The organism is Marinobacter sp. 1_MG-2023, from assembly GCF_030549045.1.
Classification (GTDB): domain Bacteria; phylum Pseudomonadota; class Gammaproteobacteria; order Pseudomonadales; family Oleiphilaceae; genus Marinobacter.
Map to the genome: position 1 here is coordinate 428,205 of NZ_JAUOST010000002.1, position 22,809 is coordinate 451,013.

Annotated in this window: 23 protein-coding genes and 1 tRNA gene; 13 read left to right on the forward strand and 11 right to left on the reverse strand. The window is 53.0% G+C overall.

What is annotated here, in order from left to right; all coding sequences use genetic code 11:
- Nucleotides 1-174 precede the first annotated feature (174 nt).
- From Q4606_RS08095 to Q4606_RS08110, 4 genes are all read left to right on the forward strand, one after another.
- A complete protein-coding gene (locus Q4606_RS08095) occupies nt 175-552 on the forward strand; it encodes a hypothetical protein (protein WP_303593683.1) in 378 nt (125 codons plus the stop codon).
- Nucleotides 553-681: 129 nt separating this feature from the next.
- Nucleotides 682-1,473, forward strand: a complete 792-nt coding sequence (locus Q4606_RS08100) for a RimK/LysX family protein (RefSeq protein WP_303593685.1) — start codon at nt 682-684, stop codon at nt 1,471-1,473.
- 2 nt (nt 1,474-1,475) lie between these two features.
- Nucleotides 1,476-2,993, forward strand: a complete 1,518-nt coding sequence (locus Q4606_RS08105) for an inactive transglutaminase family protein (RefSeq protein ID WP_303593688.1) — start codon at nt 1,476-1,478, stop codon at nt 2,991-2,993.
- A gap of 1 nt (nt 2,994) precedes the next feature.
- A complete protein-coding gene (locus tag Q4606_RS08110; RefSeq protein WP_303593690.1) occupies nt 2,995-3,942 on the forward strand; it encodes an alpha-L-glutamate ligase-like protein in 948 nt (315 codons plus the stop codon).
- Nucleotides 3,943-4,055: 113 nt separating this feature from the next.
- Here Q4606_RS08110 and Q4606_RS08115 read toward each other — a convergent pair whose 3' ends face one another.
- Nucleotides 4,056-5,645: a BCCT family transporter gene (locus Q4606_RS08115; RefSeq protein ID WP_303593691.1), complete on the reverse strand. Its 1,590-nt coding sequence runs from the start codon at nt 5,643-5,645 to the stop codon at nt 4,056-4,058.
- 270 nt (nt 5,646-5,915) lie between these two features.
- Here Q4606_RS08115 and Q4606_RS08120 point away from each other — a divergent pair, with 270 nt between their 5' ends.
- Both Q4606_RS08120 and Q4606_RS08125 read left to right on the forward strand, forming a co-directional pair.
- Nucleotides 5,916-7,559 carry an FMN-binding glutamate synthase family protein gene (locus tag Q4606_RS08120; protein ID WP_303607212.1) on the forward strand — a complete coding sequence of 548 codons (1,644 nt, stop codon included), beginning with the start codon at nt 5,916-5,918 and terminating at the stop codon, nt 7,557-7,559.
- A 149-nt stretch (nt 7,560-7,708) separates the two neighbouring features.
- Nucleotides 7,709-7,785 (forward strand) — tRNA-Pro (locus Q4606_RS08125).
- 135 nt (nt 7,786-7,920) lie between these two features.
- Here Q4606_RS08125 and Q4606_RS08130 read toward each other — a convergent pair.
- The gene (locus Q4606_RS08130; RefSeq protein ID WP_303593695.1) at nt 7,921-8,514 is read right to left on the reverse strand and encodes a YceI family protein; all 594 of its coding nucleotides are present in this window, start codon (nt 8,512-8,514) and stop codon (nt 7,921-7,923) included.
- Nucleotides 8,515-8,678: 164 nt separating this feature from the next.
- On the opposite strand from Q4606_RS08130, the gene Q4606_RS08135 reads away from it, so the two are divergent.
- Nucleotides 8,679-9,764, forward strand: coding sequence for an alpha/beta hydrolase (locus Q4606_RS08135; RefSeq protein ID WP_303607213.1), 1,086 nt, complete (start codon nt 8,679-8,681; stop codon nt 9,762-9,764).
- On the opposite strand, the gene Q4606_RS08140 is transcribed toward Q4606_RS08135, so the two are convergent.
- Together Q4606_RS08140 and Q4606_RS08145 are read right to left on the reverse strand one after the other, a co-directional pair.
- Nucleotides 9,761-10,489: a molecular chaperone DnaJ gene (locus Q4606_RS08140; RefSeq protein ID WP_303607214.1), complete on the reverse strand. Its 729-nt coding sequence runs from the start codon at nt 10,487-10,489 to the stop codon at nt 9,761-9,763. The genes Q4606_RS08135 and Q4606_RS08140 overlap by 4 nt on opposite strands.
- A gap of 46 nt (nt 10,490-10,535) precedes the next feature.
- Nucleotides 10,536-11,231 carry a VWA domain-containing protein gene (locus tag Q4606_RS08145; protein ID WP_303607215.1) on the reverse strand — a complete coding sequence of 232 codons (696 nt, stop codon included), beginning with the start codon at nt 11,229-11,231 and terminating at the stop codon, nt 10,536-10,538.
- 213 nt (nt 11,232-11,444) lie between these two features.
- On the opposite strand from Q4606_RS08145, the gene cysP reads away from it, so the two are divergent.
- The 5 genes from cysP (at nt 11,445) to Q4606_RS08170 (ending at nt 16,859) form a co-directional block, all read left to right on the forward strand.
- Nucleotides 11,445-12,458 carry a thiosulfate ABC transporter substrate-binding protein CysP gene (gene cysP / locus Q4606_RS08150; protein ID WP_303607216.1) on the forward strand — a complete coding sequence of 338 codons (1,014 nt, stop codon included), beginning with the start codon at nt 11,445-11,447 and terminating at the stop codon, nt 12,456-12,458.
- Nucleotides 12,459-12,461: 3 nt separating this feature from the next.
- The gene (gene cysT, locus Q4606_RS08155; RefSeq protein WP_303593704.1) at nt 12,462-13,343 is read left to right on the forward strand and encodes a sulfate/thiosulfate ABC transporter permease CysT; all 882 of its coding nucleotides are present in this window, start codon (nt 12,462-12,464) and stop codon (nt 13,341-13,343) included.
- 4 nt (nt 13,344-13,347) lie between these two features.
- A complete protein-coding gene (gene cysW, locus Q4606_RS08160; protein ID WP_303593706.1) occupies nt 13,348-14,217 on the forward strand; it encodes a sulfate ABC transporter permease subunit CysW in 870 nt (289 codons plus the stop codon).
- Nucleotides 14,217-15,353, forward strand: coding sequence for a sulfate/molybdate ABC transporter ATP-binding protein (locus Q4606_RS08165; RefSeq protein ID WP_303607217.1), 1,137 nt, complete (start codon nt 14,217-14,219; stop codon nt 15,351-15,353). Before cysW ends, Q4606_RS08165 begins: the two co-directional genes overlap by 1 nt.
- A 75-nt stretch (nt 15,354-15,428) precedes the next feature.
- Nucleotides 15,429-16,859 carry an aldehyde dehydrogenase family protein gene (locus Q4606_RS08170; protein ID WP_303607218.1) on the forward strand — a complete coding sequence of 477 codons (1,431 nt, stop codon included), beginning with the start codon at nt 15,429-15,431 and terminating at the stop codon, nt 16,857-16,859.
- Between the two features lie 71 nt (nt 16,860-16,930).
- Here the strand turns inward: Q4606_RS08170 and Q4606_RS08175 are convergent, their stop codons facing one another.
- Complete coding sequence (locus tag Q4606_RS08175) at nt 16,931-17,539, reverse strand: Crp/Fnr family transcriptional regulator (RefSeq protein WP_303607219.1); 609 nt, start codon at nt 17,537-17,539, stop codon at nt 16,931-16,933.
- A 116-nt stretch (nt 17,540-17,655) separates the two neighbouring features.
- Between Q4606_RS08175 and Q4606_RS08180 the strand changes: the two genes are divergently transcribed.
- The gene (locus Q4606_RS08180; RefSeq protein WP_100689467.1) at nt 17,656-17,844 is read left to right on the forward strand and encodes a DUF2892 domain-containing protein; all 189 of its coding nucleotides are present in this window, start codon (nt 17,656-17,658) and stop codon (nt 17,842-17,844) included.
- A 68-nt stretch (nt 17,845-17,912) separates the two neighbouring features.
- Here Q4606_RS08180 and Q4606_RS08185 read toward each other — a convergent pair whose 3' ends face one another.
- The 6 genes from Q4606_RS08185 to rpmI form a co-directional block, all read right to left on the reverse strand.
- Nucleotides 17,913-18,278: a MerR family transcriptional regulator gene (locus Q4606_RS08185; RefSeq protein WP_303593715.1), complete on the reverse strand. Its 366-nt coding sequence runs from the start codon at nt 18,276-18,278 to the stop codon at nt 17,913-17,915.
- On the reverse strand, nt 18,259-18,561 hold the full coding sequence (gene ihfA, locus Q4606_RS08190; RefSeq protein ID WP_071264800.1) for an integration host factor subunit alpha: 303 nt from the start codon (nt 18,559-18,561) through the stop codon (nt 18,259-18,261). Before ihfA ends, Q4606_RS08185 begins: the two co-directional genes overlap by 20 nt.
- A gap of 3 nt (nt 18,562-18,564) precedes the next feature.
- A complete protein-coding gene (gene pheT, locus Q4606_RS08195) occupies nt 18,565-20,937 on the reverse strand; it encodes a phenylalanine--tRNA ligase subunit beta (RefSeq protein WP_303607220.1) in 2,373 nt (790 codons plus the stop codon).
- Nucleotides 20,938-20,997: 60 nt separating this feature from the next.
- A complete protein-coding gene (pheS, locus tag Q4606_RS08200; RefSeq protein WP_303593723.1) occupies nt 20,998-21,996 on the reverse strand; it encodes a phenylalanine--tRNA ligase subunit alpha in 999 nt (332 codons plus the stop codon).
- A gap of 160 nt (nt 21,997-22,156) precedes the next feature.
- Entirely contained in the window at nt 22,157-22,510 is a 354-nt protein-coding gene (gene rplT / locus Q4606_RS08205) for a 50S ribosomal protein L20 (RefSeq protein WP_106765605.1), read from the reverse strand.
- A gap of 45 nt (nt 22,511-22,555) precedes the next feature.
- The gene (gene rpmI / locus Q4606_RS08210) at nt 22,556-22,747 is read right to left on the reverse strand and encodes a 50S ribosomal protein L35 (protein WP_303593725.1); all 192 of its coding nucleotides are present in this window, start codon (nt 22,745-22,747) and stop codon (nt 22,556-22,558) included.
- Nucleotides 22,748-22,809 lie beyond the last annotated feature (62 nt).

Consider the following 22,809-nt stretch of genomic DNA (forward strand, 5'->3'; position numbering starts at 1 on the left):
CAGCCTGTATCGCGACTGATTGGCAATTTGGTAATGCGCCTCAATCCACCTCTGGACGCGCGACGTAATATCTATTACAACGATAAAGTAGCCTGAGATTAATAGCACTACGCTTTATTAACGGTATTCAGGCTTACTCAGAGTCAAAAGCAGAGCCAAAACGGAAGAACGATCATGCTCAAAGAACTCTGGCGAAAGCTGGGAGAGGATTTTCTGCAGACTGATTGCTCTGGCAATGAGTGCAGGGAGCGCAACCCTGACTTGTACGGCTCACGCGGGTTTCGCATTCTCCCCCACATTACCCACACAGGAGAACTCCACCTGGAGCGGCTGACATCGCTGCTTAAAAGCCGGTACGGCAAGACTTCGGCAGACACTGAAGCCAGCAGTGACGACGATGCAGTACGTGATCTAATCACCTTTGCTGCACGGGTACAGGATCAGGACATTCAACGGGAGTTGCTTCTGTTCTACCTGAATTGCTCTCCGGTTATTCAGGAGTACCTGCGCTCCGACGAGGTGCTTGGAAACAGCCATTTCCTATCCCCTTAACCAACTGTAAAGCAAATACACAGGTCGATTGTTGTATACTTCGGCTCCGGATATTCTTTGCCATACACTTTCAAACCGTCACACCTATTCCATTCCGGGTGTGACCGGTAACCGGCTCAGGGGTTTTTCATGTGTTCTAATCGATTTCGAGCTGGTCTGCCGACGCTCTCCGTTCTGGTTATTGCAGGTACTGCTCTGCTGACGGGGTGCTCTGCAGACAGGTACTTCATGGTCCCCAAGTCCGACCTGAGTGATATGAACGCCTCGGTTCAAAGCCAGCGTGCCACTCTGGTAACCATGGAGCAAAACGCAACCGTTCGTCATGACAAACTTTTAGAGCATAACGAAGCCGCCACACAGAAGGTCCTGGAGGCGATCTCAACTCAGGTTGCGAAACCTTCCTGTCCGCCTGTACAGGCCCAGAAAGCCTGCCCCGCCGCTGAGAATACCAAAGGCCGGGCCGACCGACTCAAAGGGAAAGTAGTGGTTGGAGAGGTCGAGAATTTTTACCTGGCCGGCCCGGGGCTTATCTACAAAGCACGCATCGACAGTGGAGCGGAAACCTCTTCCCTCGACGCACGCAACATTACACGCTTCGAGCGCGACGGGAGCAACTGGGTCCGTTTTGACGTTCCTGTACCCGGCACAGAAGAATTCGTCACTCTTGAGAAAGAAGTTTCTCGACGTGTAAGAGTGATTCAGGCGAGCGCGGATGAAGCAGAGCGGCGCGTCGTCGTTGAGCTTCAGTTCTCGATAGGCGATCATCAGCAGGTTGCAGAGTTCACGCTTGCAGACCGAAGCAACCTTACTTATCAGGCACTTATAGGCCGAAACGTGCTCCGCGATGTCATGCTGATTGATGTAGGCAAGGAGTATGCAACGGAACTGCCAGAATCAATCCGCACTGATAACGGGAACTAATAGTGACTAGCCCATCGCGTTTACCGTTTTACATTGCTGTTTTCCTGCTAATTTCTGCAGGCATCTCACTCGCCGTATGGCGGCACATAGAACTTGGAATCCCCTGGCTCACGGGCGAGCAACGCCCTGTCTGGATGGTAGAAGCCCGGGTTGATTTCGATGGAGCAAACGATTCCGTTGTAGCAAGCCTGAACATTCCGGAACAGCCTCCCGGGTTCCATATTCTTACAGAACAGGCCGCATCACCCGGTTATGGTTTCTCGATTATTGATAAGTCCGGAAGCCGGCGCGCAGAATGGACGAAGCGGGAAGTAACAGGTCCTCAAACCCTGTACTTCAAGGCACAATTCATACCCGACCCTGGTGCGGTATCCACACCGCCGTCCCAACGGCCAAAAACCCAGAGGCTTTTCTGGGAAGAGCCCCAGGCGACGGCCGTTCGAGAGATTCTGGCTCAGGCAGAGGCACGTTCAAGCACACCTGAAAGCATGACACGGGAACTGATTCGGTTGATGCAGCCCGATACCCGAGTTCAGAACACAACGCTGCTCGTTGCAGAGGAAAACTATCTTCAGTTGTTGGTCGACATGCTCAACCACTCCGGCATCCCTGCCAGAACAGCCGATGGCTTGAAGCTCGAGGATGCGCGCCGACGGCAGCAATTGATACCGTTCCTGCAGATTTACAATGGCGAGCGCTGGCTCACGCTGAACCCGAAAACAGCCGCTCAGGGTGTACCGGAGGACATTCTGCTCTGGCGCCAAGGTTCCGAGTCGCTTCTGGATGTGGTCGGCGGTGGCAACTCGGAAATCAGCTTTTCCATGCTCAGGCAAACCGTGCCAGCTCTCCAGTTGGCAGCCATGCAGTCCGATGGCAATGGCCTGGGTTTTCTGAGTTTCTATGAACTACCAATCGAAGAACAAAGCATGTTCCGCATGCTCCTTCTGCTGCCACTCGGAGCGCTGGTGGTTGCCTTTATGCGTATCGTGATCGGTATTCGCACGTCAGGTACTTTTATGCCAGTGCTGATTGCCGTCGCTTTTGTTCAGACCACACTGGTACCCGGCCTGATTGCCTTCCTGTCAGTAGTTTCCATTGGTCTGGCAATGCGGGGATATCTCTCCAGCCTGAACCTCCTGCTGGTCTCCCGAATATCGGCACTGATCATTCTGGTGATTTTTATTACTGCGGGCCTGAGTATCTTTGGCTACCAGATGGGCTTCAATACAGGCATGACAGTGACGTTCTTCCCCATGGTCATTATCGCCTGGACCATTGAGCGTATGTCCATCCTCTGGGAAGAAGAAGGCGGCCAGGAGGTTCTGGTTCAGGGCTCCGGCAGCCTGTTTGTCGCCATCTGCGCCTATTTGCTGATGAGCGCGCCGTTAGCGGGCCACCTGACGTTCAACTTTCCCGAACTCCACTTTGCAATTCTGGGTCTGATTCTTCTGATGGGTCAATACACCGGCTACAAACTCACGGAGTTGAAACGCTTCACGCCGATGAAGGCCTACGACTGATATGGACTGGATCTCGCCGCGCACACTAAAAAGGCTGGGCATGCTTAACATGAACCAGCGCAATGTGGACTATATAGCGCGTTACAACGAGCGCTCGTCCTATCCGCTGGTCGACAACAAGCTCAAAACGAAGCTCGTAGTAGCTGAATACGGTGTAAAAACGCCTAAGCTCCTGCAGGTTGTAAAGCAACAACATGAGATTTCCCACTTCAGGGAAATGGCTGAAGAGCTCAACGGCTTTGCTATCAAGCCAGCCAAAGGCTCGGGCGGTAAAGGTATTACCGTCATAACGGGCCGGGATGAGGACAACTTTGTAAAAGCTTCCGGAGCCCGCGTGGGTGCGCCGGTGTTGGAGCGTCATCTGACCAACATCCTGGCCGGCCTGTACTCATTAGCAGGAACACCGGATGTTGCCATTGTCGAAGACCTGGTGGAATCGTCGCCAACACTGGCTCGCTATTCCCATCAGGGCGTGCCCGATATACGGATAGTGGTGTTTCAGGGGTACCCGGTTATGGCTATGTTACGGCTTGCGACCACAGCATCGGATGGCAAGGCTAACCTGCACCAGGGCGCTGTAGGTGTCGGCCTCGACATCGGCACGGGGAAAAGCCTTAACGCCGTTCAGTTTAACCGCCCGATTACGCTTCATCCGGATACGGGGCTGGCCCTGGAGAACATCGACATAGATGATTGGGCTGAAATGCTCGAAATGGCATCACGTTGCTACGAAGCGACCGGGTTGGGCTATATGGGCGTTGATCTGGTGGTAGATGCCAACCAGGGGCCTTTACTGCTCGAACTCAATGCCCGGCCAGGCCTGGCCATTCAGATGGCAAACGGTCGTGGCCTGCTCCCTCGGTTACGTGCTATTGAAAGCCTCAAGCGCCCTCATTTCACTCCCGAAGAACGGGCGAAATATGCAATGGAAACCTTCGCCAGCTTTTGAGTTGCACACGCTCAGTTCGGCATCTGATTTCTTGCTTTCAACGTGATAAACAAAAAAACCGGAGCTCGCAGGCTCCGGTTTTTTTTCGCGACTGCTTTTATCTCAGCCAGCCATTACAACTCGCCTTTAGCGATTAACAGCTTACGCTCATGAGTGAGGCCTTTCAGCAAGCCCCAGGTCATAATCAACAGAATCAGCGTAAACGGCAGGCCGGCACTGACTGCCGTGGCCTGAATAGCGCCCAGAGCATCGGCACCGCCGCCAAAGATCAGTGCGGCAGCGATCGCGCCTTCCATAACAACCCAGAACACACGTTGCGCTGTAGGCGCGTCCGTTTTACCACCGGCGGTTATGCTATCTATAACCAGTGAGCCGGAGTCCGAAGAAGTTATAAAGAACACGAGCACCAATATAATGCCTATGAATGACAGAATGCCGGTAAAGGGCAAGTTTGCAAACATCTGGAACGTAGCAAGAGAAACCTCGGTGATACCATTTTCGGCAAGCGCACCAATACCTTGGTCAATCTGCTCAAGCGCCGAACCACCAAATGAACTCATCCAGATCGATGTGATCACAGTCGGAATAATCAGTACCGCAGTTACGAACTCGCGAACGGTCCGGCCTTTGGATACTCGAGCGATGAACATACCCACGAATGGCGACCAGGAAATCCACCAGGCCCAGTAGAACACGGTCCAACCACGCATCCAGGCTTCGTCATCACGACCAAACGGATTACTGAAAGACACAATATTTGTTACGTAGCTGGATGCCGTAACCCAAAGCGTTTCCAGAATACTCATGGTCGGGCCGGCAAAAATGATGAAAAAGAGCAAGATGCCAGCCAGTGACATGTTGATATTACTCAGAATCTTCACCCCGCCGTCAAGGCCCCGGAGCACAGACATAAGCGCAACAGCCGTGACACCAACGATGATAGCCATCTGTATGTTGATACCAGAACCGGTATCGAACAGGTAATTCAGGCCAGAAGCGGCTTGTTGGGCGCCGAAACCAAGAGAGGTTGCAAGACCAAAAATTGTGGCAACCACCGCCAGAATATCAATAATATGGCCCGGCCAGCCCCATACCTTGTCCTTCAGCAAAGGGAAAAAGGCAGAACGAATCGTCAGGGGCATACCCTTATTGAATGAGAAAAACGCTAACGAAAGCGCAACAATAGAGTAAACCGCCCAGGGGTGGAGGCCCCAATGGTACATGGTCGCACCCATGGCGAGATCACGAGCTTCAGGACTATTGGCTGCCACATCAAAAGGCGTCCCGAACCATCCGGTGTAGTAGGCCACAGGCTCTGCAACTGCCCAGAACATCAGGCCGATACCCATGCCCGCTGCGAAAAGCATCGCGAACCAGGACAGCGTGGAAAACTCGGGTTTGGCATCCATACCACCGAGGCGGATCTTACCCACCGGCATAACGATCAGCGCCAGGCAAACCAGCACGAAAATGTTGGCACTGAGCAGGAAAAACCAGTCAAAGGTTGCAATAATGTCCAGTTTGGCGCCGTCCAACAATTCTTTGGCCGCCTCCGGGAACATCAGCGTTCCTATAACAAAAACGACCACCAGTATGGCGGTGATCGGAAATACCGGAGCATGTAGATCCAGCCCGAACGGATTGATATTGTCCTGACCGGCTACGTAATCCGTTTGATATTCGTCTTTAATTACGTCGCCCACGTTTTGGCGCCTCCTGGTTCTGGATTTAGTACCAGATACGATTAAAAATCTGGATTCGAACATTACAGGCGCGCCATAATAATGTTTTGAGCTCAAAACATCAAAACAGTCGCTTTCCGGTACACCCAAACGCAGCATAGACCAAAGCTGATAAGCCACCAGCGAAAAGTCTCGTCAATCGAATATAAGTTTAGAGCCGGATGGCTATACTAGGCGGCCATATCAAGAAGCAACTCATCCAACGCACCCACGGAGCCAGGCGAAATATTCATGGAGAAAACAACTACTTTCCCGTTGCGCTACTCGGCCTATATCATCAGCATTACAGGCTTTCTTGTATCGCTGGTTCTGACCCCATATTTTGAGGCTAGCTACCTGTTCGCGGGTATATTCGGTGCATTGGCCATCCTTGGCACCTACGACGTGCTTCAGAAAAAGCACACGGTCAGCAGAAACTATCCGATCATGGTGCACTTCCGTTATCTGTTTGAGTCCGTAGGGCCGGAAATCCGGCAGTACTTCATTCAATCAGACACGGAAGAACGTCCCTTCTCCCGGGAACAACGCACCATCATTTACCAGCGCGCAAAAAACATTCTGGACAAACGCCCGTTTGGCTCCCAACTGGGAATGTATGAAGAAGGGTTCGAGTGGATAAACCACTCCCTGAAGCCAACAAAAATTCAAGGCAGCAACTTTCGGGTGCAAATCGGATCGCGCTGCGCCAAGCCTTACAGCGCCAGTGTTTTCAATATCTCTGCCATGAGCTTTGGCTCTCTTTCAGCCAATGCAATTCTGAGCCTGAATACTGGCGCCAAAAAGGGTGGTTTCTATCACGATACGGGCGAAGGCTCGATTTCCCGCTACCACAGGCAACCCGGGGGCGACCTGGTTTGGGAAATCGGTTCAGGCTACTTTGGCTGCAGGAATAAAGACGGATCCTTCAGCCCTGAGCGATTTACGGAAAATGCCACCCTCGATCAGGTAAAAATGATAGAGCTCAAACTATCTCAAGGCGCAAAACCGGGCCATGGTGGCATCCTTCCTGGCGCAAAAGTCACCCCGGAAATTGCCGAAGCCCGTGGTGTATCCATTGGTGAGGATTGCACCTCCCCCGCTCTACACTCCGCCTTTTCCACGCCAATAGAAATGCTTGAGTTTATCGACCAGCTAAGAGAGCTGTCCGGAGGCAAGCCCGTAGGCTTCAAGCTGGCTATCGGCCACCCCTGGGAATGGTTTGCCATAGTGAAAGCAATGCTGGAAACAGGGCGCAAGCCCGACTTCATTGTTGTCGATGGCGGTGAAGGCGGCACTGGCGCAGCGCCACTGGAGTTTATCAATCGCATTGGCACGCCAATGACTGAGGCATTACTGCTTGTCCACAACACTCTGGTGGGCACTAATCTCAGAGAAGACATAGCCATTGGCGCTGCCGGAAAAGTCACCTCCGCCTTTAACATTGCGCGTACACTGGCGCTGGGCGCTGACTGGTGTAACGCGGCCCGTGGCTACATGTTTTCGCTGGGCTGCATCCAGGCCCTGAATTGTCATACTGGCCTCTGCCCCAGCGGTGTTGCGACGCAGGACCCCAGTAGAAGCAGTAAACTGGACGTGGAAGACAAAAGCCAGAGAGTATATAACTTCCACAAAAACACCCTGGATGCCCTGCAAAACCTGCTGGAAGCGTCCGGCCTGCGCCACCCTTCAGAACTCGGGCCTGAACATATTATGCGCCGCGTTTCAAAAACGGAGGTTCATGCCTACCTGGACCTGTTCCCTTTCCTGGCACCCGGCTCCTTGCTTGAAGGAAAAACCGGCCTCACGGTATTCGATAAATACTGGGCAGAATCGAAGCCGGACAGCTTTGATCCACCAGAGTTCGTTCAGCAACTCAGGGAAACCAAACTACGATAGGAATATGAGCGCGAAACCCACAAATCCTGTTTATTTTTATTTCTGGCTGGTGTAGACTTCGCTCCCGCTAAGCCACTGAGATTCCTCTTTAAGTCTCACCGGCACACGCCATCAAAAGCACGGCTTTGAAAAGGCAGTAGTTAGCGAATCGGGGCGTAGCGCAGCTTGGTAGCGCACTTGCATGGGGTGCAAGGGGTCGTAGGTTCAAATCCTACCGTCCCGACCATATTCAACGCAAAAAGGGCACATCTTCGGATGTGCCCTTTTTGCGTTTTTGGCCAGAGCCCCTCTCATCAGACCTTTCTTCGAGGGACTGGTCGAGGCTTGTAGCGTTTCATGAGTTCCTGATTATCCCTACATTTTAGTCCGCAACCTGGAAAACCAGGTTAACTGTCACAGGGACGGCGATGGCAATGGACGACAGCCCAGCAATTTCGCGCAGGGCCTCAACACCCTCAGCCAAGTCAAAGGCCTTTGCTTCAACCAGCAGCGGTTCTTCTGTACTAACAGCAACACCGCCATCCGCCAGCTTGATGATTTTCATGACAGTATCGAAACCCTGCTCCTGACCATGGAGAGACAGGGTCAGGCGGACATCTTTGCTTCCAATCGAACCTTCCGACATTTGCTGGATGGACGCGACATCAATCTGAGCCGTTACTGTTGCCGTTGGCATTTTTTCGATCTCGAACAGCATCTCTCGCATGCGCTCGTCGCGGATAGCAATATTGGTATCGACGCTATCCAGGTAAACATCCAGATTCACCTTTCCATCGTCCCCAACCGTTCCTTTGAGCTCCGCAAAGTTATGTACTTCTGCCGTTGTACCATTCTTGATTGATACGAAGTGCAGTGACGACCTCTCCGAGTCGAGCGCCCAACCAGCATGGGCACTCAAAGACATCAGGCCAAGCACTGCCACCAAAAACCTGAGTAAAATTAATTTATTCAGCATGACGTCATCTCCGGTTTGCATTGTTAATCTGAACATCGGCGAAAGCCGCACGAAGATTTAATTGAGAAACAAACTTAACCGTGATGTTTAATACAGTAGTCCAGTTTTCCCGCACATGCATTACAGCTCATCAATGAGCAGCCGCAACAACGCGAGGGTCGCATATGATTTTCGGAATCGCCTGGTTCGCCATGATGTGGTTTAGCCTGGTAGTGGTCACACTGGTGGCTTTGGTGGTGTTTTTCCTTCGTCGGAAACACGGGGAAGAACGCACAAAAGAAGCGACCAGTCTCCAGCAACAAACCGAAGCCCGCCGCCAAGCGCTGGAGAAGATAAAGGGCATGCACACTGTAACTGACGGCGTTCGTGGACAGGCACGAATCAGGGCTCTGCGACACTACATGGATACCATGAACGACGACCTGACGTTCGTTTCGGAAATCCGTCCCTCAGCAAACGGTGCACCAAAGGGAGAGTGGGTAATTGCACCGGGATCGCTCCCCAGCCGTCGGATTCTCTACATTCATGGCGGTTCATGGATCGCCGGCAGCCCCAAAAGCCACCGCGCTATCACTGACCGTTTATCGAGATTAGCGAAGGCCAGTGTGTTCGCCCTTGATTACCGGCTAATGCCCGAAAACCGCTATCTGGATGGTATTATCGACTGCCAGGAGGCTTACCGCTGGATACTTGAGAACGGCCCGGACGAAATGGCACCGGCCAATTTCGTGGTGGTCGCCGGGGATTCTGCAGGCGGCAGTCACACTCTGGGGCTTGCTGCCTGGATAAGAGACCAGGGACTGAAACCACCGAATGCTGCTATTGCCCTGTCGCCTTCTACCGAGCTTATGCTCACATCGCTGGGTAAACGCGCCAATCTGAAAACCGATGCCATGCTGGGGCCAACCATTGAGAAGCTGGCGAGAATACCTTTGCCATTGCTGTGGTGGGGAACCGTTATGGGCTTTCGGGTATTGCCAACGAGTCCGATAGCCTCCCCCTTGCGAGGAAACCTACACAATCTCCCGCCCACCCTGATTCATGTCAGCGAGTCAGAGCTGTTGCTGGAAAACGCTCAAAAATATGCGGAAAAGGCGCGGGCAGCCGGTTCACCAGTGGAAATAGAAACCTGGTCCGACATGGTTCATGTGTGGCATTTGTTTACGCCCCTATTACCGGAGGCAGAAGAGGCGTTCGAGCATATAGGGAAATTTCTGGAGCGAGTGGAAACGGGTTCAAAAGCTCTTTAACTCAACAGTCGCTCTTTGGCCTCATTAACACGGGCAGCCAGATAATTGCTGCCTCCACGATCCGGGTGTATTTTCTGCATCACCCGACGATGGGCCTGAATGATCTCATCCCGGCTGGCACCGGCTTCCAGCCCCAGAATATCAAGGGCATCGCTCTCGCTCAGTGCGCCACCGCTGCCCGATTTTTCACGCTCACTTTCACTCTCGCCGTGGTTTTCATCCGGATCGTCAGCCCGCCAGGAGTCACCGAAACGCCGATCCAGATAGGTTTCCAGCAATCGCGCAGAGTCCTCGTCGTGATCCCGACAATACTGCAGTAAACCAATAAATTCGGTTTCACCGAGATCTGCCAGAGCTCGCCCGGCCATAGGCCCCTTTAACACTTCCCCGCTCATGTTTCCGGAGTCGTGATCCAGAGTCATGTCAAGGATTTCACTGGAGACATGGGATTGATTCCCGGGTTTAGCCTTTGCTCCACCCTCCCTCAACCCCGGCATCCGACCCATTAGCAGAGACGGCAACACGCGCCGCAGCAGGGGGAACAAGAAAACCAACAGGGCAAACAAGATATTCAAGCGACCGGTAACGGCCAGAAGAACCAATATCAGAACGCTGGCAATCAGCGCCAACTTGAGAATGACGGGTTTTCGTTGGCTGGTCGGCTGATTACGTAGCCAGACCCACGCAACAACCACTACTATAATAACCAGAAACGTAAGGGGCACTCGGATACTCCGGGCCAATTGGCCCACCGGTTGATTGAATCAAGCGCTATCTGATCTGTTGGGTCAAACGTTTCACCTCCGGGGAGCTGCGGCTGGAATAGTCCTGCAAGGCCTTGGCTCCCCCGGAAGCATAGACCGCAACAGCGGCCATAAGATCCTTAAGTACTTGCGGGCTGTTACGATCAAAAGGGGCATAGGCACCTCCCGACAGTTTGCTCACCTGCTGAAACACCGCTCTGGCATGAGCATCGGCACCTTCATGGAACATAAACACCGGGGTTCGCAGCATGCCCAGTTCTCCGGCAATATGGCAAAGCTCATCCACAGGCTCTTCACAAGAATCCCCGATAAACACAACGGCCTTAACCGCGTTTGCGCGTGTCTCTTCCCTTGCATGCGCCAACACTCTGCAGATCTGGGTTTGGCCGCCCAGGCAGGAAACACCGTTCATCAGGTTGAGCAGTTGACCAGTCCCGTTAACAAACCCTGTGGCTTTGAACTCCCTGAAACCGCGGTAGTAGCAGAGCTGAATTGCGAGCCCGCCCAAACCTTTGGTCGCAAGGAAAAGCTCACTTTGCAAGTGACAAGCCTGATCCCAGGTAGCTCCGCGACTGGCAGTAGCATCCAGCGCGAAAACCAGCCGACCCTGCCCTCCACCTTGCTGAGGCAGCTTGCGGACCTGCTGGATAAACTGATCGATAGACTGCTTATTGGACTTGGTACGGAGCTCTTTATCAGACATACGCTTTTCCACCCGCTTCACCCTGCCAGGGTATTAATCCAAGCTTAGGGGAAAGACTACTCAATTCACAGGTCAAGCCATGCAATGCGCAACTCTCACCTGAGCAACCTCTTATTCCAAAAAAGACGCAATTAATTAGCTTATATTCTTTCCGGTTTTATGTTGGCTTTGATAAATTACCCTCCAACACAACATCTGTTTCAGGGGAATGTCATGCCAAGTATATTCAAAGGCCTGGTTACCGGCCTTGCGCTCAGCGCGTCACTCTTCGCACAACCGGCGGTGTCGGCCGATCGCGAACTGCTAAACACCTCTTATGACATTGCCCGGGAACTGTTTGCTGCCTACAACGTACATTTTAATCAGTACTGGGAAGAAAAAACCGGTGAAACGCTGGAAGTCAGCCAGTCCCACGCTGGTTCCTCAAAGCAGGCACAAGCCATCATTCAAGGTTTGAAAGCTGATGTAGCTACCTTCAATCAGGTCACCGACATCAATATTCTGCACACTCGCGGCGGCCTGATTCCGGAGAACTGGGCCGAGCGCTTGCCGAATAATAGCTCGCCCTACTATTCCACCATGGCGTTTCTGGTTCGCAAGGGTAACCCTAAAGACATACAAAACTGGGACGATTTGATTAAAGAAAATGTCGACCTGGTTATGCCCAACCCGAAAACCTCTGGCAACGGCCGCTATACCTATCTTGCCGCATTAGGTTACGCCCAGGATCGTTTTGGCGATGATCAGCAGAAAATAGACAGCTTTTTGCAGGACTTTCTGGGTCATGTGAAGGTTTTTGACAGCGGCGGGCGCGGCGCCACCACCACTTTCATAGAGCGTGAGATTGGCGACGTGCTTCTGACATTCGAATCAGAAGTACTGAATCTGGCCGACCGTTACGACAATGGCGAATATGAAGTTGTAACACCGAAGGTAAGCTTTCTGGCGGAATTCCCGGTTACCTGGATTGACGAATACGTGCAGCAGAATAAAACCGAGGATCTTGCAAAAGCCTATCTGGAACACCTGTACAGCGAAGACGCCCAGCGCCTGCTGGCCGGGTTCAACTACCGGGTTCACAACGAGGCGGTAAAACAGGAAACGGCAGACCGTTTTCCAGAGGTAAAACTGCTGCCCATTGATGCCATTGCGGGCAGCTGGGAAAACGCCACTAAAGAACACTTTTCCAGTGGCGGCAAACTTGACCAACTGCAACGCCGGCGGTAATTCATGTCCACGGCCAAACAGGCCAGCGCTTTAAACTCTCAGCGCTGGCCACTGAGCGGAATCCGCAGCAAGCGGGTACTACCGGGGTTCGGTTTGAGCCTCGGTATTTCGCTTTTATTTATCAGCCTGATATTGATGCTGCCACTCACTGGATTAGTGATGGAAGTATCCGCCATGAGCTTCGACCAGTTCTGGTTTGTGATCACCGATCCGCGGGTGGTCGCCTCCTACAAAGTCACTGCCCTTGCAGCACTCGCTGCATCTCTGTTTAACGGCGCCTTCGGATTGCTTCTGGCCTGGGTGCTGGTGCGTTACGACTTTCCTGGCAAGCGATTGATTGATGCGGTCGTTGATTTGCCGTTTGCGCTACCTACCGCGGTTGCAGGTATTACCTTGGCCACTCTGTTTGCCGCCAATGGCTGGTACGGACAATGGCTCAGTAAACTGGGCATTGAAATCGCTTTTACACCCGTAGGTATCGTTGTCGCCATGGCCTTCACCAGCCTGCCCTTTGTGGTGCGCACGGTTCAGCCGGTACTGGAAGAGCTGGCACCCGAAGACGAAGAAGCGGCTGTCAGTCTGGGCGCCAGTGACGGTCACGTATTCCGTCGCGTAATTTTCCCAGCTTTGTGGCCGGCACTACTAACCGGTGTGGCCCTGTCGTTTACCCGCAGCCTTGGCGAGTTCGGCGCGGTTATATTTATCGCCGGCAACATGCCCTACGTAAGCGAAGTAACCAGCCTGATGATTTTTGTCCGACTGCAGGAATACGACTACGCCGCCGCCAGTGCCATTGCCTCAGTGATCCTGGCGGTGTCGCTGGTGATGCTTTTCGCCATTACCCTGTGGCAGGCCCGCTATCTCAAACGCATAGAAGGACGCTAGCTGCATGCGCACCTCCCATTCAGCCCAGCACCGTCGTGTCGGCGATGGCCCGCTTATAAAGTGGTTGCTGATAGGCGCCGCCATAGTCATCACTACTGCCTTGCTGATAATGCCGTTGTTGGTCATTTTTTTCGAAGCTCTGGGTGCTGGCTGGGGAACTCTGGCCGATAACCTGCTGGACCAGTACACCTTACATGCGATTGGTTTAACGCTGTTTGTTGCCGCTCTCACAGTGCCTCTCAACCTGATATTTGGCACCGCGCTGGCGTGGCTGGTCACGCGCTTTCGTTTTCCTGGCCGCAAGTTGCTGATCACACTGATCGATATCCCGTTTGCAGTATCCCCTGTTGTCGCCGGCCTCCTGTATCTGCTGCTTTACGGTCGCAACGGTTGGGTTGGCAGTTGGCTGGCAGATTACGACGTACAGCTGATGTTTTCATGGCCCGGCATTGTGATGGTCACTGTGTTTGTAACCTGCCCGTTCGTAGCCCGTGAGCTGATACCCCTCATGCAACAACAGGGTAGCGAGGAAGAAGAAGCCGGCGTGGTACTGGGCGCGTCGGGCTGGAGAATATTCCGCACGATCACTTTGCCTAACATCAAATGGGCGCTGATTTACGGTGTAGTACTCACCAATGCGCGAGCGGTGGGTGAATTTGGTGCTGTGTCGGTGGTATCCGGGAATATTCGCGGACAAACCAACACGCTTCCTCTGCACGTAGAGCTGCTGTATCAGGATTACAATATTGTTGGCGCTTTTGCCAGCGCTTCCCTGCTGGCTGGCATTGCCGTCTTTACGTTGGCAGCCAAAGGTTTTGTGGAGTGGCGACAGGCTAGAACTCTGAACCGTCTGCAAACAGAGGAGACCGCATAATGAGTATCACCGTAGATAGTATCAACAAGCGTTTTGGGAGCTATCAGGCGCTGAATAACGTGTCCCTCGATATTCCGGAAGGCAAACTGACTGCCTTGCTTGGGCCTTCGGGCTCCGGTAAAACCACCCTGCTGCGTATTATTGCCGGGCTGGAATCTGCCGATAGTGGACGGATCAGTTTTTCAGGAAAAGATGTGACCGGTGTGCACGTGCGTGACCGTAATATCGGCTTTGTGTTCCAGCATTACGCCCTGTTCCGACACATGACGGTTGCACAGAACATTGCCTTTGGCCTGGATTCAGTGCCACGCAAACAGCGTCCACCCAAGGCTGAAATCAAGAGGCGCGTCAGTGAACTGCTGGAAATGATCCAGTTGCCGCATATGGCACAGCGTTTTCCCGCACAACTCTCCGGGGGTCAGAAACAGCGTGTCGCTCTTGCCCGTTCTATTGCAACGCGGCCAAAAATCCTTCTGCTGGACGAACCTTTCGGTGCGCTTGACGCCAAGGTACGAAAAGACCTTCGGCGCTGGCTGCGTAATCTGCACGATGAATTCCATTTCACCAGCATTTTCGTAACCCATGACCAGGAAGAAGCTCTGGAGCTATCCGATCAGGTGGTGGTTATGAGCCAGGGCAATGTGGAACAGGTTAACGAGCCTACCGAACTTTATGCCCGCCCCGATAGCCGCTTCGTATTCGATTTCCTCGGACAGGTGAACGTTCTGTCCGGTGATGTTAAACACAGTCGCTTAAGTCTTGGCAGCGCCTGGGTAACAGTTCCTGGCATCAAGCATCAGGGCAAAGCGCAGCTGTATCTGCGCCCCCACGAAGTACGCTTGGCCACAACACCTGCCGCCAATGCCAACCTGCCATTACGCATCGAAGCGGTCAGCCTCATAGGCTCAGAAGTGCGCATTGAGCTTCGCCCGGAAGGCTGGCACAGCACAGGTTCGGATAACATCTGGGAGGTCGGCATCAGCCATGCCGAGTTCAACCAGCAACGCCCTGCTCGTGGAGATCTGCGTTACGCAGTGCCAGAGATCGGGCATTTGTTCACTGGTGAGGATACGCAGCCAGAAACCGTCAACTGGGCCGAAGCAGAATCGGCTCCACGGGTTCGCTTAATCAACTGAAGGCCAGTGCCCAGGCTCAATAATCTCTCAATCTGTTACCATGGCTCAAATTCCCAAATAACGAGCTGAACTACGATGGATGCAACCAAGTTTTACATTAACGGGAAGTGGATCACCCCCGAAAGCACCCAGCACCTGGAGGTGATAAACCCTTCTGACGAAAAAGGGTTTTCTACGATTACTCTAGGCTCACAGGCTGATACGGACAAGGCTGTCAGTGCTGCAAAAAAAGCTTTCCCTGCCTGGTCGGCGTCGTCCAAAGAACAACGTGTTGAACTGTTGGAGCGCTTGTTCGAAACCTATAAGGCGCGCGCTGAAGAAATGGCGCAAACCATCAGTCAGGAAATGGGCGCCCCCATTGATCTTGCGAGAAGCGCACAGGTTGGTGCAGGTGCCGCACACCTGAAGAACACTATCCGTGCACTGAAGTCTTTCAACTTTGAGCACCCCCTTGGCGACCACGCACCGGACAACATCATTTTGCACGAAGCCGTAGGCATCTGTGCATTGATCACACCCTGGAACTGGCCGATGAACCAGGTAATGCTCAAGGTCGCTCCAGCACTTGCCGCAGGCTGCACGGTGGTTCTCAAGCCCTCTGAGATCTCTCCCCTGTCGGCCATGTTGCTTGCTGAGATGATTGATAGCGCAGGCTTCCCGGAAGGCGTTTTCAACCTGGTTAACGGCGATGGCGCAGGCGTTGGCTCGCAACTGTCCGAGCATCGGGATATCGACCTGGTCAGCTTTACCGGGTCCACACGTGCAGGCAAGGCCATCACCATTGCTGCCGCAGACACTATGAAACGAATCGGCCTCGAATTGGGCGGCAAAGGCGCCAATATCATCTTCGCTGACGCCGACGAAAAAGCCGTCACCCGTGGTGTACGCCACTGCTTTGCAAACTCTGGTCAGTCGTGCAACGCACCTACGCGAATGCTGGTGGAAAAGTCCGTTTACAAGCAAGCCGTTGAAACCGCAACGATGATTGCTGCCAAGACCGAGGTGGGTCTTGCAGGCGAAGAAGGCCGGCATATCGGACCAGTGGTTTCAGAGCCCCAGTTCCTGAAGGTTCAAGCGCTGATCAAAAAGGGCATAGAGGAAGGTGCTACCTTGGTGGCGGGCGGTGAAGGTCGGCCAGAAGGGTTCGAGAAAGGTTACTTCGTTAAACCAACCGTTTTCGCTGATGTAACGCCCGACATGACCATCTGGAGCGAAGAAATTTTCGGCCCGGTTCTGGCTATCACGCCTTTTGAAACAGAAGAAGAGGCAATAGAGCTCGCCAACGATACACTTTATGGGCTGACCAACTACATCCAGACATCCGACAAAGAAAAGGCGCACAGGGTTGCCAGACAGGTCAGATCAGGGATGGTCGAGATCAACGGCAAATCCGGGTCAGCCGGCTTTCCGTTCGGCGGTATGAAACAGTCCGGTAACGGCAGCCGCGAAGGCGGTGTCTGGGGTCTGGAAGAGTTCCTTGAGGTTAAATCCGTTACTGACTGGTAACGCTTACCGCAGTTACCAAAAGGCTGACCAATCGCCCCGGAGCTCCAGAGCGGATCTCCGGGGCGATTGCCTTACAGGCCCTTCACATCAATTCTGCCTCGTGACAACTGCACCCTGTCCTTACGCTCAAGCTCTTTCAATAACCGGCTGACAACTTCCCTGGCGGTTCCCAGTTCGACGGCAAGCTCTTGATGAGTGATGTGAATAGGGCTGCGCCGGGCCTCCAACCATTCCTCAAGCCGCTCATCCATACGGCGAAAAGCCACCTCCTCGACGAGCAACATGAGGTCATCGAGTCTGCGCCCATAGGACTCCATAATCCCCAGGCGAAAAGCAGCAGATTGGTCCATCAGCCGGTCGAATAGCCCCCTGGGCACCATAGCGGCTTCGGATTCCTCCTCTACAAAGGCCTCAGCCCGATAACCATAGCCTGTCATCAGGCAGCCAATCGACAAGGTACAAATGTCATCGGCGCCCATGCGGTACAGCACGATACTGTTTCCGGAAACACCGGTCATCTGCACTTTTACCGCACCACTGAGCATCAGTGGTAGGCCCTGGCAATGCTCACCGGCCCGGAACAGAATCTTGCCGGCCGGGAAGCGCATAACCTGAATCCTTTCAAGAGCTTCCTTTTGAAGTTCCCGAGGCAGGGTTTCCAGAATGCTGTGGTGTAACATATATCTTCCTTGGGCTTTTAAAACTGATACCACCAGTGTGACTTTATCACTGAACTGCTTTGCAACGAGCGCTAAAGTTACAACCCTAGCCTCATACCAACACAGGAGAATGGATCATGAGCGTTAATATGGGTTCTGCAGACCGGATCATTCGTGCCATTGTAGGCATTGTACTTCTGGCGCTGGTGTTTGTCGGCCCTCAAACACCTTGGGGTTGGATTGGCATTGTGCCGCTGGCTACCGCGCTGATGGGCAACTGCCCTGCGTATTCGCTGCTGGGTATAAAAACCTGTAAAAAGCAGTAGAATTCAGCCAGACACAAAAAAGCCGAAGTGACGGGGAATCGCTTCGGCTTCTTTGTTTGGGAGGCTGGTTACTTTACTGGCGCGTTAAGTGCGTCCAGAACCTCTTCCAGTTCAGAGATCATCTGACGGATAAGCTGCTTGTAATGAGTGGTGTCATCCTTCACTTCATGGCTACTAAGCTTCTGCTTGGCACCACCGATGGTATACCCCTGCTCATACAGCAAGCTTCGTATCTGCCGGATGGTAATAACATCCGCACGCTGATAATACCGGCGGTTACCCCTGCGTTTTACAGGCGATAGCTGTGGGAACTCTTGCTCCCAATAGCGCAGAACGTGGGCTTTTACCGCACACAGATCTGCCACTTCACCGATCGTAAAGTAACGCTTCCCGGGAATAGCAGGGAGTTCGTTGTTATGACTGGGTTCCAACATACGCTTCTACTTTCTGTTTCAGTTTCTGTCCCGGGCGAAACGTAACGACACGTCGTGCGCTTATCGGAATCTCTTCACCGGTTTTCGGGTTCCGCCCTGGGCGTTGTTTTTTATCGCGCAAGTCAAAATTACCGAAACCCGACAGTTTTACCTGTTCATTGTGGCTGAGTGCGCCCCTGATTTCATCGAAAAAAGCTTCTACCATTTCCTTGGCTTCGCGTTTGTTCAGGCCCAACTCCTCATACAAGCGCTCTGCCATTTCCGCTTTCGTCAAAGCCGCCATCTCTCAACTCCTCAGTGTTGCCCCCAACTCTTCCTTCAGTGCGTCAATGACACCGTTAAAGAGCGAATGCACCTCATCTTCATTCAACGTACGTTCAGGATGTTGCCAGAACAGACTCAGAGCCAGGCTTCGGTTACCCTTGCCAATGCTCTCTCCTTCGTAAACATCAAACGCACGCAACGCTGTCAGGCGCTCACCAGCGTGTTTTCGGGCTACACGCTCAACGTCGGCGAACGCAACTTCACCACCAATAATAATAGCCAGATCCCGGCGAACTTCCGGGAATTTCGAAATTTCTTTGAAATTAGGCACATATCCGGTAATGATCGAATTCAAGGATAGCTCAAACATCAGGATCGTGCCATTAAGTTCAAGATTTTTCTGAACTTGTGGGTGCAAGGTGCCTAACCACCCAACGTGTTCACCATCCCGCAGGAGTTCAGCTGTCTGTCCCGGGTGCAAGGCCGGGTGGCGGCTACTCACAAATCCGACTTGAATACCCAGCACACTGAACAACCCCTCCAATTCACCTTTTACATCAAAAAAGTCCGCTGTTCTGCGACCATTCACCCAGTTTTCGGGATTCTGGGAACCAACAACCACGCCCGCAAGCATAGGCTGCTGATCAATGCGCTGACCATCCTGCAGAAAGCGCAAGCCCGTCTCGAACATACGGATTCTCGGCTGCTGGCGATTCTGGTTATGAGCAACTGTTTTCAGCAAGCCGCTCCAGAGACTTGTCCGCATCACTGACAAGTCCGATGAGATCGGGTTCGCCAGAGCAATGCCTTCACGCTCAGGGTCTATCTGCGCCTGCACCTTGGGGTCAACAAAGCTGTAAGTAATCGCCTCCTGGTAGCCCTGGGAGACAAAGTAATCACGTATTGCCGAAACCGGGCGAACGGCTTCTTCGTTCACTCTAAGACCAAGGGAACCCGTCGGCTCGGTAACCGGCAGGTTGTTGTAGCCGTAGATTCGGCCCACCTCTTCGATTAAATCTTCTTCGATTGAAATATCGGGGCGAAAGCTGGGGACATTGATGCGCCAACCGTTCTTCAGCAACTTGCCGACGGTCAAGCCAAGCCGGATCAGGATTTCTTCAACGGTGGTGCGGTCGATGTCGAGGCCCAAAACGTCGGCCAGGCGCTGTGAGCGAAGATCAATGGTGCGGGCTTTCGGCAAATGATCAGCACTGGCCACTTCAACAATCTCGCCAGGCTCGCCGCCTACAATATCCATCAGCAGACGGGTTGCACGCTCCATGGCATCACGGGCAAGCTCATAGTCAACACCACGCTCGAAGCGGTGCGATGCATCCGTATGCAGGCCGTAATAACGAGCCTTGCCTGCGAGGGTGATCGGATCAAAGTAGGCCGCTTCCAGCACCAGATCGCGGGTCTTGGGGCTCACACCAGAGTGCTCGCCACCCATGATGCCAGCAATAGCTATAGGCTTCTCATGATCCGCAATAACGAGCGTTTGGTCCGTCAGCTCAACTTCCTGACCATCAAGCAGCACCAGCTTCTCAGCCGGTAGTGCCATACGCACAACAATACCTTTGTTTATTTCTTCGCGATCAAACGCGTGCAAGGGCTGGCCCTGCTCCAACATCACGAAGTTGGTTACATCTACGGCCGCATCAATGGATCGAATGCCGGAGCGCCGGAGTTTTTCTTGCATCCACAAGGGTGTCTCGGCCTGTAGATTCACATTGCGAAGTATACGACCCAGGTAACGCGGACAGCCCTCAGAAGCATCAACTCGTATATCCGGCACCTCTGAGTGGACGGCTTCAACCGGATCGATCTGTGGCGCTTGAGGAACCAAGCTGTTCAAAACACCAACTTCACGTGCAATACCTTTGATAGAAAGGCAGTCACTGCGGTTAGGCGTCAAGTCCACATCAATGGCAACATCGTTCAGCTTGAGATAATCACTTAATGCTGACCCCACCGGCGCATCAGCAGGCAACTCCATAATGCCGTCATGGTCTTCAGACAACCCCAACTCGGATCCTGAACACAGCATACCCTCAGATGGCTGACCACGAAGTTTTGCCTTCTTGATCTTGAAATCGCCGGGCAGAACCGCACCAATCACAGCAAAAGGCACCTTCATGCCTTGGCGAACATTCGGGGCACCACACACCACCTGAACGGTCTGACTCCCATCACTAACCTGGCATATGCGCAGCTTGTCAGCGTCAGGGTGAGGCTCTGCAGACAGAACCTCTCCGACCACCACGCCCTGAAACTTACCGGCCACCGGCTCGAAGCCATCGACTTCCAACCCTGCCATCGTTATTTGATCCATCAGCTCCTGAGAGCTGATTTCCGGGTTAACCCACTCGCGCAGCCACTGCTCACTGAATTTCATGGTAATTGCCTTGTTCTGATGCGGTTTCGGATATTGATTTGAATGCCGTAAAGCGCCGTATTAACGGAATTGGCGTAAAAAGCGCAGGTCGTTCTCGAAGAACATACGCAGGTCATTTACGCCATAACGGAGCATTGCCAAACGCTCTACACCCATACCGAATGCAAAGCCGCGATATTCTTCGGCATCAATACCGCAGTAACCGAACACCTTTGGGTGCACCATGCCGCAACCCATGATTTCCAGCCACTTGATGCTGCCATCGGCTTCCCGCCCCCACTCAATATCTACCTCCGCAGAGGGTTCAGTGAACGGGAAGTAAGACGGTCGGAAACGAACCTGAAGATCACGCTCAAAAAACACCCGCAGGAACTCTTCAACCGTACTTTTCAGATCAGCAAAACTGACATTCTTTTCAACCAGCAATCCCTCAATCTGGTGAAACATGGGGGTATGGGTCATATCCGAATCACAGCGATACACCCGGCCCGGACATATCATGCGAAATGGGGGCTTCCCGGCTTCCATGGTACGAATCTGCACTGGAGAGGTGTGAGTACGCAGCAAAGTACCGGGATTGAAATAAAAGGTATCGTGCATTGCCCGGGCAGGATGGTGGCCAGGAATGTTGAGGGCTTCGAAGTTATGATAGTCGTCTTCGATTTCAGGCCCCTGCTCCACGGTGTAGCCAGCCCTGGCGAAGAACTCCTCAATGCGTTGGAGGGTTCGGGTTACCGGGTGCAGACCACCAAGATCCTGGCCACGGCCAGGCAGGGTCACATCTATGGATTCAGCTGCGAGCTTCTGCTCAATGGCGACTCGCTCGAGATCGCTGCGTCGGGCATTAATCGCTTGTTCGACTTGTCCTTTTGCCTCATTGATCTTCTGGCCGGCTGCGGGACGCTCTTCTGCAGAGAGCTTACCTAGCGTTTTCGCCTGTTGCGTAATAGCGCCTTTCTTGCCTAGGTACTCCACACGAATGTGATCAAGCGCCTGCAAACTGTCGGCTTTCTCTACTGCCGCCAAGCCGTCCTGAACCAGTTGCTCCAGGTTTTCCATTGACCCTGCTCCAAACCAGAAGTGAGGATTTCAAAATTTGAAATCTTGAAACAAAAATAGGGGAAGAGCGTGCCCTTCCCCTATTAAACGATGCCTTTACGCGCTTAAAAATCTGCGACCGGCACCGGTTCGATTCGTAATCGATGAAAGAGCTAAGCGATCAGAGAGATGCTTTTGCCTTCTCAACCACAGCTGAAAATGCCTGCTGCTCGTTCATGGCCAGATCAGCCAGAACCTTACGATCGATTTCAACGTTTGCCTTTTTCAGGCCAGCAATCAAGCGGCTGTAGGACAGGCCGTTAGCCCGAGCGCCAGCGTTGATACGGGCAATCCACAGAGCGCGGAAGGCGCGCTTACGGTTACGACGGTCGCGATATGCATACTGACCGGCTTTGATAACCGCTTGCTTGGCAACGCGGAATACACGGCTACGAGCTCCGTAGTAACCCTTGGCCTGCTTTAGAATCTTCTTGTGACGACGACGTGCAACCACGCCACGTTTAACACGAGCCATACTATAATCCTTCTACCTTAAAACCGTTGTGAGTGTATTGCTGCCTTACTTACGGAGCATACGCTTTACGGAAGCCACATCAGATTTGGCAACCAATGAAGTACCACGCAGCTGACGCTTACGCTTGGGGGTCTTCTTGGTCAGGATGTGACTGGTGAAGGCTGACTTGTGCTTGAAGCCGGTAGCAGTTTTTTTGAACCGCTTGGCCGCTCCACTTTTCGTTTTCATCTTAGACATTTTAAAACTCCGCATTCTGTTTTTTTAAATACATATATATGAACCTGAACGACAAATCCCCC